This window comes from Mangrovibacter sp. MFB070, from assembly GCF_000705335.1.
Classification (GTDB): domain Bacteria; phylum Pseudomonadota; class Gammaproteobacteria; order Enterobacterales; family Enterobacteriaceae; genus Mangrovibacter; species Mangrovibacter plantisponsor.
Genome location: NZ_JJMI01000019.1, coordinates 366032 through 382915 on the forward strand (window position 1 = coordinate 366032; position 16884 = coordinate 382915).

General features: G+C 47.9%; 14 protein-coding genes and 1 tRNA gene. 10 read left to right on the forward strand and 5 right to left on the reverse strand.

The window, feature by feature from the left end:
- Positions 1 to 12: 12 nt before the first annotated feature.
- Genes DT73_RS08305 through DT73_RS08320 form a run of 4 tightly spaced genes read left to right on the forward strand, consistent with a single transcriptional unit; the run spans position 13 to position 5382 of the window.
- A complete protein-coding gene (locus DT73_RS08305) occupies positions 13 to 1635 on the forward strand; it encodes a class I SAM-dependent DNA methyltransferase (protein ID WP_036106817.1) in 1623 nt (540 codons plus the stop codon).
- On the forward strand, positions 1632 to 2813 hold the full coding sequence (locus DT73_RS08310; protein WP_051691304.1) for a restriction endonuclease subunit S: 1182 nt from the start codon (positions 1632 to 1634) through the stop codon (positions 2811 to 2813). Before DT73_RS08305 ends, DT73_RS08310 begins: the two co-directional genes overlap by 4 nt.
- A 16-nt stretch (positions 2814 to 2829) precedes the next feature.
- Complete coding sequence (locus DT73_RS08315; protein ID WP_036106820.1) at positions 2830 to 4494, forward strand: AAA family ATPase; 1665 nt, start codon at positions 2830 to 2832, stop codon at positions 4492 to 4494.
- Complete coding sequence (locus DT73_RS08320) at positions 4495 to 5382, forward strand: hypothetical protein (RefSeq protein WP_036106824.1); 888 nt, start codon at positions 4495 to 4497, stop codon at positions 5380 to 5382.
- A gap of 87 nt (positions 5383 to 5469) precedes the next feature.
- Here the strand turns inward: DT73_RS08320 and DT73_RS08325 are convergent, their stop codons facing one another.
- Entirely contained in the window at positions 5470 to 6720 is a 1251-nt protein-coding gene (locus DT73_RS08325; protein WP_036106827.1) for an integrase arm-type DNA-binding domain-containing protein, read from the reverse strand.
- A gap of 199 nt (positions 6721 to 6919) precedes the next feature.
- Positions 6920 to 7004, reverse strand: a tRNA-Leu gene (locus DT73_RS08330).
- Positions 7005 to 7298: 294 nt separating this feature from the next.
- On the opposite strand from DT73_RS08330, the gene DT73_RS08335 reads away from it, so the two are divergent.
- Entirely contained in the window at positions 7299 to 8318 is a 1020-nt protein-coding gene (locus tag DT73_RS08335) for an NAD(P)-dependent alcohol dehydrogenase (protein WP_036106830.1), read from the forward strand.
- A gap of 84 nt (positions 8319 to 8402) precedes the next feature.
- Here DT73_RS08335 and DT73_RS08340 read toward each other — a convergent pair whose 3' ends face one another.
- The 3 genes from DT73_RS08340 to lptF all read right to left on the reverse strand — a co-directional run bounded on the left by DT73_RS08340 (position 8403) and on the right by lptF (position 11071).
- Complete coding sequence (locus DT73_RS08340; protein ID WP_051691305.1) at positions 8403 to 8663, reverse strand: hypothetical protein; 261 nt, start codon at positions 8661 to 8663, stop codon at positions 8403 to 8405.
- 225 nt (positions 8664 to 8888) lie between these two features.
- Positions 8889 to 9971, reverse strand: coding sequence for an LPS export ABC transporter permease LptG (gene lptG / locus DT73_RS08345; RefSeq protein WP_036106834.1), 1083 nt, complete (start codon positions 9969 to 9971; stop codon positions 8889 to 8891).
- On the reverse strand, positions 9971 to 11071 hold the full coding sequence (lptF, locus tag DT73_RS08350; protein WP_036106837.1) for an LPS export ABC transporter permease LptF: 1101 nt from the start codon (positions 11069 to 11071) through the stop codon (positions 9971 to 9973). Before lptF ends, lptG begins: the two co-directional genes overlap by 1 nt.
- A 274-nt stretch (positions 11072 to 11345) precedes the next feature.
- Here lptF and pepA point away from each other — a divergent pair, with 274 nt between their 5' ends.
- The 5 genes from pepA to DT73_RS27065 form a co-directional block, all read left to right on the forward strand.
- Complete coding sequence (gene pepA, locus DT73_RS08355) at positions 11346 to 12857, forward strand: leucyl aminopeptidase (protein WP_036106840.1); 1512 nt, start codon at positions 11346 to 11348, stop codon at positions 12855 to 12857.
- A gap of 94 nt (positions 12858 to 12951) precedes the next feature.
- The gene (locus tag DT73_RS26930) at positions 12952 to 13086 is read left to right on the forward strand and encodes a hypothetical protein (protein WP_255358339.1); all 135 of its coding nucleotides are present in this window, start codon (positions 12952 to 12954) and stop codon (positions 13084 to 13086) included.
- A 26-nt stretch (positions 13087 to 13112) separates the two neighbouring features.
- Positions 13113 to 13571 (forward strand): DNA polymerase III subunit chi, encoded by a 459-nt coding sequence (locus tag DT73_RS08360; RefSeq protein WP_036106843.1) that lies wholly within the window; start codon positions 13113 to 13115, stop codon positions 13569 to 13571.
- Between the two features lie 5 nt (positions 13572 to 13576).
- Positions 13577 to 16432 carry a valine--tRNA ligase gene (locus tag DT73_RS08365; RefSeq protein ID WP_036106849.1) on the forward strand — a complete coding sequence of 952 codons (2856 nt, stop codon included), beginning with the start codon at positions 13577 to 13579 and terminating at the stop codon, positions 16430 to 16432.
- Positions 16433 to 16767: 335 nt separating this feature from the next.
- On the forward strand, positions 16768 to 16884 hold a 117-nt coding region (locus DT73_RS27065), incomplete at its 3' end, for a transposase (RefSeq protein WP_152552501.1).

Below are 16884 nucleotides of genomic sequence, written 5' to 3' on the forward strand. Positions count from 1 at the left end.
TAAAGAAGCCTTATGATCACAAGAGAACTAAAAAGCAGCATTGATAACTTATGGGAAGATTTTTGGGTTGGTGGCATCACTAACCCCCTGACAGTGATCGAGCAAATCACTTACCTGATGTACTCCCGGATGCTCGACAGCCTTGAGCTGAAGGACGAAAAGCGTAAGCAATTGACAAAAATCGATTTCAAGCCACGCTTTGCCCCTGAACAACAAGAGTTTCGTTTCAGCCAGTACAGCAATTTAGGTGCCGATGAAATGATGGAAGTGGTCCGTGACGGTGTATTCCAGCATTTTCGGACATTAGGCAGCAGTGATTCACTTTTGGGCAACTTTATGAAAGATGCTCGTCTGGAGATAGTGAAACCGTCACTATTGACCAAAGCAGTAGAGATGATCAAAAACTTGCCGTTGGATCGTGGTGATACCAAGGGTGATTTGTATGAATACCTACTCAGCAAACTCACAACTGCCGGCATTAACGGTCAATTCCGTACACCCCGCCACATTATCCGCGCCGTCGTAGAGATGATGGAGCCTAATCCTGCTCGTAACGAAACCGTTTGTGATCCTGCTTGTGGTACTGGGGGTTTTCTGGCTACAAGCTATGAGTATCTGCTGGAAAAATACAGCTCCCTTGAGTCGATTCATAGCGAATTAGGTGTGAATGAGCGAGGTGAACTGGAAGAACAGAAAATTTTTACAGGTGATCTGCTAACCGATTATCGTGCTCACGTGGACCACAACATGTTCCATGGCTATGACTTTGACACCACCATGCTGCGCATCGCAGCAATGAACCTGATTATGCATGGCGTAGAACAGCCGGATATTCATTATCAGGATACAATGAGCCAAAGCTTTAACGATAACTTCCCACAGGCCAGTAAGAATGCTTTTAACTTGATTCTGGCAAACCCACCGTTCACTGGTTCTCTGGACGAAGAAGACATTGATCCTTCTCTGCTGGCAACAGTTAAAACAAAAAAAACCGAACTCCTGTTTTTAGCGCGTATTCTGCAAATGCTGAAGGTTGGTGGCCGCAGTGCAACGATTGTACCTCAGGGTGTACTGTTCGGTTCCAGCAAAGCCCACCAGTCATTGCGCAAAACTCTTGTAGAAGACAATCAGCTTGAAGCCGTTATCAATCTACCTTCTGGTGTGTTTAAACCTTACGCTGGAGTAGCAACAGCGATCCTAATATTTACTAAAGGTGGGCAAACCGATAACGTCTGGTTTTATGACCTTAAAAACGATGGCTACAGCCTAGATGACAAACGTAATCCTATAAAAGATAGCGACTTACCCCATCTTATTGCTAGTTGGAAACATTATCGTCAATGCAAAGGTTTTCCTACAGATAATTTCTTAGGCGATAAGTTTAGCTCTCTATTGCAGCAACAATATCCACAGGGAATTAATACTACCACGGATTATCTGGACCGTACTCAAACTGCATTTATCGTACCAAAGGTGGATATAGCTACTGAAAAGTACGATCTTTCAATAAATCGTTATAAGAAAGTGGTATATGAAGCTGAACAACATGAAGATCCAAAAATAATATTACAACGGCTAAAATCATTGGAGAATGATATTATCTCAGATCTGAATGATTTGGAGGATATGCTGTGAGATGGCCGAAAGTAAAGCTAGGTGATATTGGAGAATTCAAAGCAGGATTTGGATTTCCACATGAATTTCAAGGCAAAAAAACAGGTCAATATCCATTTGCAAAAGTTGGCGACATATCTACCTTGGCGAGAGCTGGTGAATTATACATATCAAAAGCTGAAAATTATGTCAGTAGCGAAGATATTGAAATTTTAAAAGCAAAAACACTTCCTGCGGGAACCATTGTTTTTGCTAAAATAGGTGAAGCAATAAGACAAAACTTCCGATTGGTCACATCTGTAGAAATGGTCGTTGATAATAATGTAATGGGATTAATTCCCAACACTCAAATTATAGATGTAGATTTTTTATATCATTTCTTATGCAAATTAGATCTTTATCAATATATTGGAGCCACAACGGTACCAGCCCTGAGGAAATCGGTTTTAGAAAACATAGAGATACCACTCCCAACACTAAGTGAACAACAACATATAGCGGCAGTCTTAAATAAAATAAAATCCATACAATTTAAACGTGATTACGCTATCAAACTTGCGGATGAATTTCTGCGTACTACATTTTTGAGTATGTTTGGTGACCCAGAAAACAATCCTAAACAATTCCCTATTGGTACTATTCGAGATCTTGTGAGTTCAGCAAACTATGGCTCCTCGGGTAAAGCATCAGAACATAGTGGAAGATATCCTATGCTCAGAATGGGAAATATTACATACCAAGGATATTGGGATTTCACGGATTTGAAATATATCGATTTAGATGAGAAGTCTAAAGAAAAATTTTTAGTTCGAAAAGGTGATTTGTTATTTAATAGAACAAATAGCAAAGAACTAGTAGGAAAAACAGCTGTATTTGAAAGCGATATTGAGATGGCTTATGCTGGTTATTTAGTTCGAGTTAGAACAAATGAACTTGGAAATAATCACTATATATCAGGATATTTGAACTCTGCTCATGGTAAGAATACTTTAATAAACATGAGCAAAAATATTGTGGGCATGGCCAATATAAACGCTCAAGAAATGCAAAATATTAAAATCCTTATACCACCTGTAAATTTGCAGTATAAATACGAGGAAATATATAAAGCAGTAAGAAATAGAGTCGGCACTTATATTAAGAGTAAAACTGAGCTCAATAAATTATTCAATACTCTCAGCAATCAATTATTTAACTAAAGTTAACGGAAATCCAATGAAATTAACCAAGCTTTTTTTAACTAATTTTAGGTCTTTCAAAAACACTCAAACCATTGAATTTGCGCCTCTCACATTGTTATTTGGTCCAAACAGTGTTGGTAAAACAACTATTTTGATGGCTCTTTTTTATCTGCAACAGATAATAACAAAGGAGCAATGTAATCCTTCAAAAATTGATGCCATGGGTGAAAAAAAGATAGATGGTTTCAAGTCGCTGGTCAATGATGGAGACCTAAATAAGGAAATTAGTATTGGTATTGAGTTTTTGACTGAGACAACTATTGGTAATGAATATAGTGAATATATTGATAGGATATCGGACTTAACCAATTTAGATCTTATTGCAGTAAATGATTTATCTAACGAAGCTAAAAAAATAAAATTAGAATTCTTAATTTCATGGTCATTTTCCAAAAGAACAGCTTATGTTAGAGAATATAAAGTAACAATAAATGATGAATACATTGGAGTACTTCGTTCTAATGAAAACATTGATAAATCCATTATAAATGATATTAACTTCTCTCATCATTTAATTAATGAAGAAGTTGAAAGTGTTAATGAAGATGACTTATTCAAAAACACATTTCATGAAAAATACAACTCCCTTATTGGTGGTAAAAGAGCTGACTTCTTTTACAAAAAAATAAATGAAGATGACGATGATGACTCAAGCATTGATAAAAACTCGGTTAGGCCAGTATTAATAAAAGGTTTCGCGGGTGCATTACCACCTTTGGGTTGTTTAGTACAAACAAGTTTAGAAACGTCGGAGCCAGAGAATATATCAGAGCTAATAAACAACGATATTATTAATAGAGCATTAACTCAAATATTTACTTCCCCTCTTGATAAACTAAAAATTCTCTTAGATGATAGTGTATCAATAGGACCAATAAGAATCGTTCCAGATGATTCATTCAAACCCAATCCTTATACAGAGCAAAAAAACTGGTTTAATGGAACAGCTGCGTGGGATGTACTTTATCAATTAGAGTCCAATATTGGTGATGAAAAATTAATTGATAAAATCAATGACTGGTTATTTTCGGAAGAAAAACTCAATAGTGGATATAAGATTCAAAGAGACATAAATTTACAAGAAATATTAATTCATAACAAACTTGGCTCTGATCAAAAATCCGCATCCTGCTTCTTTATACCAGATAATTATGCTTTTTTCGGAAAAAATGATGATCCTCAGCTATTCTTTGTAAGTCAAAAAAACAATTTGAAACTTTATCCAAATCAAGTTGGCATTGGTCTCAGCCAAATTCTCCCTATAATCGCTTCAGCCCATATTGTAAAGAATGGTTTCATTGCAATAGAACAACCAGAGCTGCATATTCACCCTGCATTACAAGTTGCGATTGGTGATTTATTCACTCAGCTACAAGTGCCAATGGTTACAAAGCCAATGTTTATTATCGAAACACATAGTGAGCATATTATACTTAGGCTGCTTCGGAGAGTTAAAGAAAGCAATAACGGTACTCTACCGCATAATCTGATGAAGGTTTACCCCAATGATATTAGTGTAACTTATATATCTGATACTGATGCTGGAGCTATAGTAAAGAAAATAGCAGTGACACAAGACGGTGACTTCGAATTTGATTGGCCGAATGGGTTCTTTGAAGAACGTTATGAGGAACTCTAAATGTTAAGAGAATATGCTATTGATCCGAAGGTAGTGACTTCTGATATTAATATATTACAAAGATTTTACTCAGAGTTTGGTGCTGATAATGGAAGAGTTATTGCAGAAGTCCCCTTACGTTGGTTTCAACACTTTAAAACTGAACTTGATAAGTTAGGTTTAAAACCAATTGAAAAAACAAGATATTTAGAGAAACTCAATAAAAAGATGAAAACTACTCTAATATCTCGAGGTGATAGACAACTCGCTGAAGATGAAAGCTGGATTACACATGTTGTAACCATCCATGATAGAGAGCAATTTAATGCAATCCTATCTGATAATGATGATATTAACAGGCAGATCTATAACTATTCTAGAATGATGGAGTTTATTCCTGACAATTGGGAGATAGCACATTCAGCTAGTATAGTACCAACGGCAGAGAATATCGTAAACACAATTGAAACCTCAATAAATCTATCGACTCAATTCATGTTTATCGATCCTTATTTTAATATAATTGATGATAGATTCAGAATTCCTTTTTTCAGGTTTATTTCTAAAATTAAAAACAATAGGTTTCGAACGAATCGTATACAATTACATTTGTGTGAGCAAATTGACATGAGAAGAAGGGATATAGAGCGGAGCATGAATGATCATTTAGTGCCATTTTTAACAGGAGGGTTTGTTGTTGATGTACATATTTGGCCTAACCAATATATTCATGATAGATTTATTCTTACAAATAAAGTGGGATACTCTTACGGCCATGGAATAAGTTCTGGGAATAATATAAATACAAATATTACTCGGTTAAGTGAACATTTACGAGAAACTGAGCACAGGCGATTTTGCGATTATACTCAGCGGCTAGGTGAAGCAATGACATTTACCAGAATATGAAATGTCATATAATGTAAATCAAATGCTGAATAAATATATAAAGATCCCGCAGAAATAATAAATTAAAGCCTCTGCGGGGTGAAATTGTTAGAGCTTCCCGAAGTCAAACGGACTGACCCCTTTCATCCTATTCACATCCAGATAATCCGCCCACCACTGCAACATCAGCCTCCTCTCCCCTAAGTGTTCAGCCTTATGTATATAAGCCGCACGCACAGAGTTACGTTCCTGGTGACTCATCTGCCGTTCTACCGCATCCTTCGACCACAATCCCGATTCAATCAATGAACTACATGCCATAGTCCTGAAACCATGCCCGCAAACTTCAACTTTCGTATCGTAGCCCATCACACGCAAAGCCTTGTTAACTGTGTTTTCACTCATCGGTTTACGCGGATCGTGATCACCAACGAAAATCAGCTCTCGGTTTCCACTCATGCTTTTGATCTTTTCCAGAATGATCAGAGCCTGACGCGATAAAGGAACAAGATGCGGAGTACGCATCTTTGATCCTCGATGTGAATGCTTCACACCTTCCAATTGCTCGCGTTCTCCCGGTATCGTCCACATAGCATTTTCAAAATCGACTTCTGACCAGCGAGCAAAACGTAGTTCACTAGAGCGGATGAAGACTAACAACGTCAGCTCCACAGCTAAGCGTGTTAGCGGTCTGCCAGTGTAGGAATCAATTCGATGAAGTAGTTCAGGAATGCGGTTAAGCTCTAGAGCAGCACGATGCTGTCGCTTAGCTGTAGCAACCGCTCCAGCAATCTCTTGGGCAGGGTTATAATCGATTAAACCGCTCTGCACAGCGAACCGCATAATTGCTGTAGTACGTTGTTGTAGACGTGCCGCCACTTCAAGACGTCCAGACATCTCTACGGCTTTGATGGGGGTAAGTAAATCCTTGGTTTTTAGCTCAGCGATATTCCGCTTCCCAATTGCATCGAACAGATTATCTTCCAGGCTTTTAAGAACACGGCCACTATGAGACTCAGACCACTTTTGATTGCTTGCGTGCCAGTCTCTGGCAACAGATTCAAAAGTGATGATCTCTTCAGCCTGTTCTTCTTTCACAGCCCGCTTATGCTCGCGAGGATCGATTCCAGCAGCAACAAGCCTTCTGGCCTCTTCCCTCTTTTGACGAGCATCAGCTAATGACGTTTCAGGATAAACCCCAAACGCCATCAGGTGCTGCTTACCACCGAAGCGAAAGCGGAAGCGCCAGTATTTTGAACCGTTGGGGTGAATCAACAAAAACATGCCATCCCCATCGACTAGGGTGTACTCCTTTTCCTGCAGTTTTGCAGAACGCACTTTGATATCTGTCAGAGCCATAAAAGTTCTCCTTCCATGTGCCGAAGTGAGTATACAACCATTATCGAACCAACATATATACTCGGTTCTATACTCACAAGCGTCTTGATGTGGGTTGACTCAGATTGACTTCTGTTGAGTGAAAAAGCGAGGAAAGTCTTGCGGATACTGGATTTCAGGCACAAAAAAAGACGTCCGTTGACGTCTATTGATGTTCCGATGGTGCCGAAGGCCGGACTCGAACCGGCACGTATTTCTACGGTTGATTTTGAATCAACTGCGTCTACCGATTTCGCCACTTCGGCACTGAAGGGTATGCGGAAAACGTGAAGGATTATACCTGTTCCCATTCATGGCGCAAGGCTTATCCCTACGTCTTGCTGCCGTATGCTGAAAAAACCACCAACCCAATCATTACCTTACCGTAAACAACCCCCACCGCTGCTCCCACCACTATCAGATTCCTGGCGCTGGCTTTTCCCGCCCACTTCCGCCAGCATATCTTGTTACATCAAACGCTTGCGGTTCTGGTTAATGCCCGGGCTGCGTGCGGTAAGATGTTCTACACTTCAAGTCAGTCCTCAAATCAGGGAACCAACATGACAATCATTAAAAGCTATGCTGCGCCGCAGGCCGGTGCAGAACTGGAACTGTATGAGTTCGATGCCGGGGAACTTGCCGCGGAAGATGTCGAAGTGGACGTAGAATATTGTGGTATTTGCCACTCAGACTTGTCGATGATCGATAACGAATGGGGCATGTCCAGCTACCCACTGGTTGCCGGGCACGAAGTCATTGGCCGGGTCAGTGCGCTGGGTAGCGCAGCACAGGATAAAGGCCTGAAAGTGGGCCAGCGCGTGGGTATCGGCTGGACAGCACGCAGTTGCGGCCACTGCGATGCCTGCATTAGTGGCAACCAGGTAAACTGCCAGCAAGGCAGTGTGCCCACCATTTTGAACAAAGGCGGTTTCGCCAACAAAATTCGCGCAGACTGGCAGTGGACAATCCCGTTGCCGGAATCCATGGATGTCGCGGCGGCAGGCCCGTTGCTGTGCGGCGGTATTACTGTATTTAAACCGCTATTGATGCACCATATCACCGCTAACAGCCGCGTGGGCGTGATTGGGATTGGTGGGCTGGGGCACATTGCCATTAAACTGCTGCGCGCCATGGGTTGTGAAGTGACCGCATTCAGTTCAAACCCGTCTAAAGAGCAGGAAGTGCTGAAAATGGGTGCAGATAAAGTGGTGAACAGCCGCGACCCACAGGCACTTACCGCACTGGCAGGCCAGTTTGATTTAATCATCAATACCGTGAATGTGGATCTGGACTGGCAGCCCTACTTCCAGGCGCTGGCCTGGGGCGGGAACTTCCATACCGTTGGTGCGGTAATGAAGCCGTTCCCGGTGCAGGCATTCACTCTGATTGCCGGTGACCGCAGTGTTTCAGGTTCTGCCACCGGTTCGCCGTTTGAGCTGCGCCAGTTAATGAAACTGGCAGCCCGGGCGCATGTTTCCCCGCAAACCGAGCTGTTCCCGATGTCGAAAATTAACGATGCACTGCAGCATGTGCGGGACGGCAAGGCCCGTTACCGCGTAGTGTTGCAGGCAGATTTCTGATAACGGCTTAATGGGAATAAATAACGGCCAGGCACGCACTGTGCACTGGCCGTTTTTCAGTTGCTGCTTGCTCACTTGCCACTTTCAGGCACTTTCTTCTTCCAGTTCACTACTTCCCTGAACCGTGCGGCTCTGTTGTGCCGCCAGTTTCTTTTCCTGTTCCCGTGCGCACTGCGCCTGTTCGCAGTAACGCCGGAACCGTTCGCAAAACCATACTCGCTGGGCATCCGTCATATTGCCGGTGATCGCTTCCACATCCACCCTCAGCCCTTGCGCCCGCATGCGGGCAAAACTGCGTGCCAGAAAATCAAAATTCTTTAACGCCATCAGTTCTGCTTCACCCATGCTGTCCCTCCATCTTCCGTTAATGTTGCCTGTAAGCTTTCCTGCTTTAAGTATTGTCCTCATCGGCATTTGCGAATGGTCAAAAGATGCGCAAGGCAGCAGCTAAACCGGCCAGGGGTCACATTTCAGGGGAAAACACCGGGGGATCTCTGTGGGGCAAAAACCCCAATAAAAAACCCGCTACACAGAGCGGGTTTTGCTGAACATCACAACAGACATCAACAGCTAACTGCGTTTCACCAGCAGCCACAGGCTGATTAGCAGGAAAGATGCGCTGGGCAGGAGCGCGCCCATAATTGGCGGAATGTGGTACACTAGGCTCAGCGGGCCAAAAATCTGGTCCAGCACATAGAACACAAAGCCACAACTGATGCCGGTTACCACGCGCACGCCCATTGGTACACTACGCAGCGGGCCGAAAATAAACGACAACGCCATCAGCATCATTACCGCCACAGAAACCGGCTGGAATACCTTGCTCCACATATTAAGCTGGTATTTGCTTGGGTCCTGCCCGCTGGATTTCAGGTACTTCACGTAGTTATACAGGCCGCTAATCGACAGGGCATCCGGGTCCAGCGCCACCACGCCCAGTTTGTCCGGGGTGAGTGTCGTTTTCCAGGTACCGTTCACTTTTTGCGAGCCGGTAATCTGTGTGGGGCTGGATAAGTCAGACTCATCAATCTGCGAAAGCTTCCACACTTTTGCGTCTTTATCAAACTTCGCCGAAGCCGCGTTCTCTACCGAAAGCAGGCGGCGTTCTTTGTTGAAGCGATAAATGCTGATGTTCTCCAGTTCGTTGTTGCCTTTTACCCGCTGGATAAACACAAAACTGTTACCATCTTTCGCCCACAAACCTTGCTGAGTGGAAAGCAGAGAACCACCGTACATCATTTGCGCCCGGTAGTTGCGCGCCATTTGCTCACCCTGCGGGGCAACCCACTCGCCAATCGCCATGGTTAACAACACCAGCGGGATGGCGGTTTTCATAACCGAAGCCGCCACCTGCATGCGGGTAAAACCGGAAGCCTGCATCACCACCAGTTCACTGCGTTGTGCCAGCATCCCCAGCCCCAACAGCGCGCCAAGCAGTGCCGCCATGGGGAAGAAAATCTGGATGTCTTTAGGAACACTGAGAACGGTATACAGCCCGGCGCCTGCAGCGGTATAACCGCCCTCACCGGCCTTTTTCAACTGATCGACAAACTTAATAATGCCGGATAGCGAGACCAGCATAAACAGCGTCATCATAATGGTGTTGAAGATAGTCTTGCCAATATAGCGGTCAAGAACGCCAAACCCTGCCATCAGACCGCTCCTTTCTTAACAAACTGCGCACGCAGTTTACGCATGGGCACGGTATCCCACAGGTTCAGGCCCACGGCCAGCGCCAGGTACAGTGCATTAACAATCCACATCCACATGGCAGGGTCCAGCTTGCCTTTCGCCCCATTAGAACGAATAGAGGTCTGCAGCAAGAAGAACACCAGGTAAAGCAACATGGCAGGCAGCATGGATAACACCCTGCCCTGGCGCGGGTTCACCGCACTGAGCGGCACCACCATCAGCGCCATAATTGCGACTGCCAGCACCAGGGTAATACGCCAGTTCAGCTCAGCACGGGCTGAAGGCGTATGCGTGTTCCACAAGGTGCGCATATCCATTTGGTCTGTGTCGTTCGGGTCCAGCGCCACTACCTGGTGGCCAATAATCGCTTTGTAGTCCTGGAAATCCGTAATCCGGAAATCACGCAGCAACGCTGTGCCTTCAAAGCGTGTGCCTTTGTTCAGCGTGACCACCTGGGAGCCATCCGGGCGCTGCGCCAGTTTGCCGGAATCCGCCACCACAACAGAGGGGCGGGCATTGCCTTTCGGGCGCAACTGCGCAAGGAACACATCGTGGAATTTGCTGCCGTTAACACTTTCAATAAACAGCACCGAGTTACCATCGGAAGACTGCTGGAACTGCCCGGCAGCCAGCGCCGCCATGCCCGGGTTGGCTTTTGCTTCCGCCAGCACTTCATCCTGGTGGCGTGATGACCAGGGCCCCGCCCACATCACATTCACCGCAGCAACAGCACCAGTCAGTAACATCAGCACGCCTGCCGCTTTAACCAGCACTGATTTACTCAGCCCGCATGCGTGCATTACCGTTATTTCACTCTCGGTGTACAACCTGCCGAAGGTCATTAACAGGCCCAGGAAAAGACTGAGAGGCAATATTAATTGTGCCATTTCAGGCACGCCCAGCCCTAATAAAGAGAGCACTAAATTCGTGGGGATTTCACCGTCAACCGCTGCGCCCAGTATCCTGACCAGCTTCTGACAGAAGAAGATAAGTAACAGGATGAACAGAATCGCCAACTGGCTTTTGAGTGTCTCCCGTACAAGATATCTTATGATTATCACATTAAATACGCCTGTGAAAACGAGTCTTTTTGCAGGAAAATTGCTTGTTTCATCGCTTATACGTCATTTATTCTCTTGAGTCGTCGAAAACACCGCTAAGATTAAATAATCTGTCGGCCTCAGGTTTCGCGACCTGATAAGTGACGAGCGGAAACCAGTAAAACGTCCGTTAAGATTAACACGAAGTCACCGCAACAGCGGAGTGCGAGTTACGAAAGTTTTCAATTCTATCCGTACAAGCCGCTGTTGTCTTTAAGATTCAGGAGCGTAGTGCATGGAGTTCAGTGTAAAAAGCGGCAGCCCGGAGAAACAGCGGAGCGCCTGTATCGTCGTGGGTGTATTCGAACCGCGCCGCCTGTCCCCAATCGCAGAACAACTCGATAAAATCAGCGACGGTTATATCAGCGCTTTGTTACGGCGCGGTGAACTGGAAGGGAAGCCTGGGCAAACCTTATTACTGCATCACGTCCCGAATGTGCTCTCTGAGCGCATCCTGCTGATTGGCTGCGGTAAAGAGCGTGAACTGGATGAGCGCCAGTACAAACAGGTAATTCAGAAAACCATTAACACCCTGAATGATACGGGTTCTATGGAAGCCGTCTGTTTTCTGACCGAGCTGCACGTGAAGAGCCGGAGTACGTACTGGAAAGTGCGCCAGGCTGTCGAGACCGCGAAAGAAACCCTTTACAGTTTCGACCAGTTAAAAACCAACAAAACCGAGCCACGTCGCCCGCTGCGCAAAATGGTGTTTAACGTGCCAACCCGCCGGGAACTCACCAGTGGCGAGCGCGCTATCCAGCATGGTCTGGCAATTGCGGCAGGGATTAAAGCCGCCAAAGACCTCGGCAACATGCCGCCGAATATCTGTAACGCCGCTTACCTGGCGTCGCAGGCGCGCCAGCTGGCAGATGCTTACAGCAAAAATGTGGTCACCCGGGTGATTGGCGAGCAACAAATGAAAGAACTGGGGATGAATTCCTACCTGGCTGTCGGCCAGGGTTCCCAGAACGAATCCCTGATGTCGGTTATTGAATATAAAGGCGACCCGTCTGCTGATGCCCGCCCGGTGGTTCTGGTGGGTAAAGGCCTGACGTTTGACTCCGGCGGTATCTCCATTAAGCCTGCCGAAGGCATGGACGAAATGAAGTACGACATGTGCGGCGCGGCTTCAGTCTACGGTGTAATGCGCATGGTGGCGGAGCTGCAACTGCCCATCAACGTGATTGGCGTGCTGGCCGGTTGTGAAAACATGCCTGGCGGGCGTGCTTACCGCCCGGGCGATGTGCTCACCACGATGTCTGGCCAAACAGTTGAAGTGCTGAATACCGATGCCGAAGGCCGCCTGGTGCTGTGCGATGTGCTGACCTACGTTGAACGCTTCGAGCCAGATGTCGTGGTGGATATCGCCACGCTCACCGGGGCGTGCGTGATTGCCCTTGGTCACCACCTCACCGGGCTGATGTCCAACCATAACCCGCTGGCTCACGAGCTGCTTGGGGCGTCTGAGCAATCTGGCGACCGCGCGTGGCGCCTGCCTATGGGCGATGAGTACCAGGACCAGCTGGATTCCAATTTTGCCGATATGGCAAACATTGGTGGCCGCCCAGGCGGGGCAATTACCGCTGCCTGCTTCCTGTCGCGCTTTGCCCGTAAATATAACTGGGCACACCTGGATATTGCCGGTACTGCCTGGCGTTCCGGGAAAGCGAAAGGGGCTACTGGCCGCCCGGTGGCAATGCTGGCGCAGTTCCTGCTCAACCGCGCAGGCCTTGGCAACGAAGAGTAACCTCTGTCCCCTGCTTTCACGGCAGGGGCGAGTATTTTAGGGGAAGGCCTGCCAGGTGCGGGCTTACCCGTGCACAACAGGCCCCCATCGTGGTATGCTTGCTGACCGCCTGGCGGCGTATGCGCCCGCATTCGCCCCGGCTCGCTTGCCAACAGGCTGGCACCGCCTTGAAGGCGCCATACTCACCCCGGGGAAACCGGTGCTCAAACCAGGAGCCCGGCGTGAGTGAACAGTCACTGACAACACCCGGAAATCATGAAAAACGCAACGTTCTATCTTCTGGATAACGATACCCCGGCAGGCCCGCTAAGCGCCGTCGAAGCGCTGGTGTGCGAACTGGCGGCAGAACGTTGGCGGGAAGGCAAGCGTGTGCTGGTTGCCTGTGAAGACGAACAACAGGCTATCCGGTTAGATGAAGCGCTATGGCAGCGCGAACCCCACCATTTTGTGCCCCATAACCTGGCCGGTGAAGGCCCGCGTTTTGGCGCACCGGTTGAGCTGGCCTGGCCGCAACGCCGTGGCAGTGCACCCCGCGATATTCTTATCAGCCTGCTGCCCGGGTTCGCAGATTTTGCCACCGCTTTCCATGAAGTGATAGACTTCGTTCCTTACGAAGAATCCCAGAAACAACTGGCGCGTGAACGCTATAAAGCGTATCGCACGGCTGGTTTCCACTTGACCACGGCCACCCCCACGGTGCCCGGAACGATATAGCAGAAATGGAAAAGACATATAACCCACAAGATATCGAACAGCCGCTTTACGAGCACTGGGAACAGCAGGGCTACTTTAAACCCAATGGCGATAACAGCCAGGAAAGCTTCTGCATCATGATCCCACCGCCGAATGTCACTGGCAGTTTGCATATGGGTCACGCCTTCCAGCAGACCATCATGGACACCATGATCCGCTACCAGCGCATGCAGGGTAAAAATACGCTGTGGCAGGTGGGGACCGACCACGCCGGTATCGCCACGCAAATGGTGGTCGAGCGCAAAATTGCTGCCGAAGAAGGGAAAACCCGCCACGATTACGGCCGCGATGCCTTTATCGATAAAATTTGGCAGTGGAAAGCTGAATCCGGCGGCACCATTACCCGCCAGATGCGCCGCCTGGGCAACTCTGTAGACTGGGAGCGCGAGCGCTTCACCATGGACGACGGCCTGTCCAACGCGGTGAAAGAAGTGTTTGTCCGCCTGTATAAAGAAGATTTGATTTATCGTGGTAAGCGCCTGGTCAACTGGGACCCGAAACTGCGTACCGCGATTTCCGACCTGGAAGTGGAAAACCGCGAGTCTAAAGGCTCTATGTGGCATATCCGCTACCCGCTGGCCGACGGCGCGAAAACCGCAGACGGCAAAGATTACCTGGTTGTTGCCACCACTCGTCCGGAAACACTGCTGGGCGATACCGGTGTCGCGGTAAACCCGGAAGACCCGCGTTATAAAGACCTGATTGGCAAATATGTTGTACTGCCGCTGGTTAACCGCCGTATTCCAGTGGTGGGCGATGAACACGCCGATATGGAAAAAGGCACCGGTTGCGTGAAAATCACCCCGGCGCACGATTTCAATGACTACGAAGTGGGTAAACGCCACCAGTTACCGATGATCAACATTCTGACCTTTGACGGTGATATCCGTGAAAGCGCTCAGGTGTTCGATACCAATGGTGTTGAATCCACCGTTTACAGCAGCGATATTCCGGCTGAATACCAAAAACTGGAGCGTTTCGCTGCGCGTAAAGCCATTGTGGCCGCAATTGATGCCGCTGGTCTGCTGGTTGAAATCAAGCCTCACGACCTGACTGTGCCTTACGGCGACCGTGGCGGCGTGGTTATTGAACCAATGCTGACTGACCAGTGGTATGTGCGGGTTGCTCCGCTGGCGAAACCGGCGATTGAAGCCGTAGAGAACGGCGATATCCAGTTCGTTCCGAAACAATACGAAAACATGTATTTCTCCTGGATGCGCGACATTCAGGACTGGTGTATTTCCCGCCAGTTGTGGTGGGGCCACCGTATTCCGGCATGGTACGACGCACAGGGTAATGTGTATGTTGGCCGCACCGAAGACGAAGTGCGCCAGGAAAATAACATCCCGGCAGACATCGCCCTGAACCAGGACGAAGACGTGCTGGATACCTGGTTTTCCTCTGCGCTGTGGACGTTCTCCACCCTGGGCTGGCCGGAAAATACCGAAGCACTGAAAGCGTTCCACCCATCCACCGTGATGGTGAGCGGCTTCGATATCATCTTCTTCTGGATTGCGCGCATGATCATGATGACCATGCACTTCATTAAAGATGAAGACGATAAATCGCAGGTGCCGTTCCACACTGTATACATGACCGGGCTTATCCGTGATGACGAAGGGCAGAAAATGTCCAAGTCCAAAGGTAACGTGATTGACCCGCTGGATATGGTAGACGGCATTTCGCTGGAAGCCTTGCTGGAAAAACGTACCGGCAACATGATGCAGCCGCAACTGGCAGAGAAAATCCGCAAGCGCACCGAGAAACAGTTCCCGAACGGCATTGAACCGCACGGCACCGATGCACTGCGTTTCACCCTGGCAGCACTGGCGTCTACCGGTCGTGATATCAACTGGGATATGAAGCGCCTGGAAGGTTACCGTAACTTCTGTAACAAGCTGTGGAACGCCAGCCGCTTTGTGCTGATGAACACTGAAGAGCAGGATTGCGGCTTTAACGGTGGCGAGAAAGTGCTGTCACTGGCAGACCGCTGGATCCTTGCGGAATTCAACCAAACGGTGAAAGCCTACCGCGAAGCGTTGGATAACTACCGTTTCGATATCGCCGCCAATATTCTGTATGAGTTCACCTGGAACCAGTTCTGTGACTGGTACCTGGAGCTGACCAAGCCGGTAATGAACGGTGGCAGCGAAGCCGAATTGCGCGGTACCCGTAATACTCTGGTCACAGTACTGGAAGCACTGCTGCGCCTGGCGCACCCGATTATTCCGTTTATTACGGAAACTATCTGGCAGCGTGTGAAAGTGCTGAAAGGCATCACTGCCGATACCATTATGCTGCAGCCGATCCCGGCGTTCGACAGCACACTGGTTGATGAAGCAGCTCTGGCCGATACCGAGTGGCTGAAACAGGCAATCACCGCCGTGCGTAATATCCGTGCAGAAATGAACATCGCACCGGGTAAACCGCTGGAAGTATTGCTGCGTAACGCCAGCGAAGCTGTGGTTGCCCGTGTAAATGCCAACCGCAACTTCCTGCAAACGCTGGCACGCCTGGAAAGCATTACTGTGCTGCCAGCCGATGATAAAGGCCCGGTTTCCGTGACCAAAATTATCGACGGCGCAGAGCTGCTGATCCCAATGGCTGGTCTTATCGATAAAGCCGCTGAGCTGGATCGTCTGGCAAAAGAAGTAGCGAAAATCGACGGTGAAATTGCCCGTATTGAGAGCAAGCTCTCTAACGAAGGCTTTGTTGCCCGCGCGCCTGAAGCCGTAGTTGCTAAAGAGCGTGAGAAACTGACCGGTTACGCTGAATCTAAAGCGAAACTGATTGAGCAACAGGCTGTTATCGCCGCGCTGTAAGTTGCTATGCTGCAAGACACCAACCGGGGCCCTGCCCCGGTTTTTTTATGCCTGTGGTTTTTGTTTTGGGCCAGGGAAATAAGATGAACCCGGACACAGGACATACAGCCACACCACACAGCACAAAAATCACCGCTACTTGCAGCGAGGGTTGTGTCGCGTAAGACCGGTGAACCGGAGAAAGGAAGACAAGGTTATTCCGCCCGGACGGCGGAATAAGGCGAACCGAGGCAGGGATGCCGAGTCGAGCCGGCCGCAGGCTGACTGTAGTGGTCTAATAAAACCGGACACCAATTAAAGGCGTTGCTATAGTAGCGCCATTGACAGAGGTGCCCATGTATCACGACCGTTCTCGATTTACCCCAGAGTTTAAACTTGAAGCCGTTAGCCTTGTGCTGGATAAGAACTACACCGTCACTCAGGCATGCGATGCGTTAGGCATTGGGCCGACT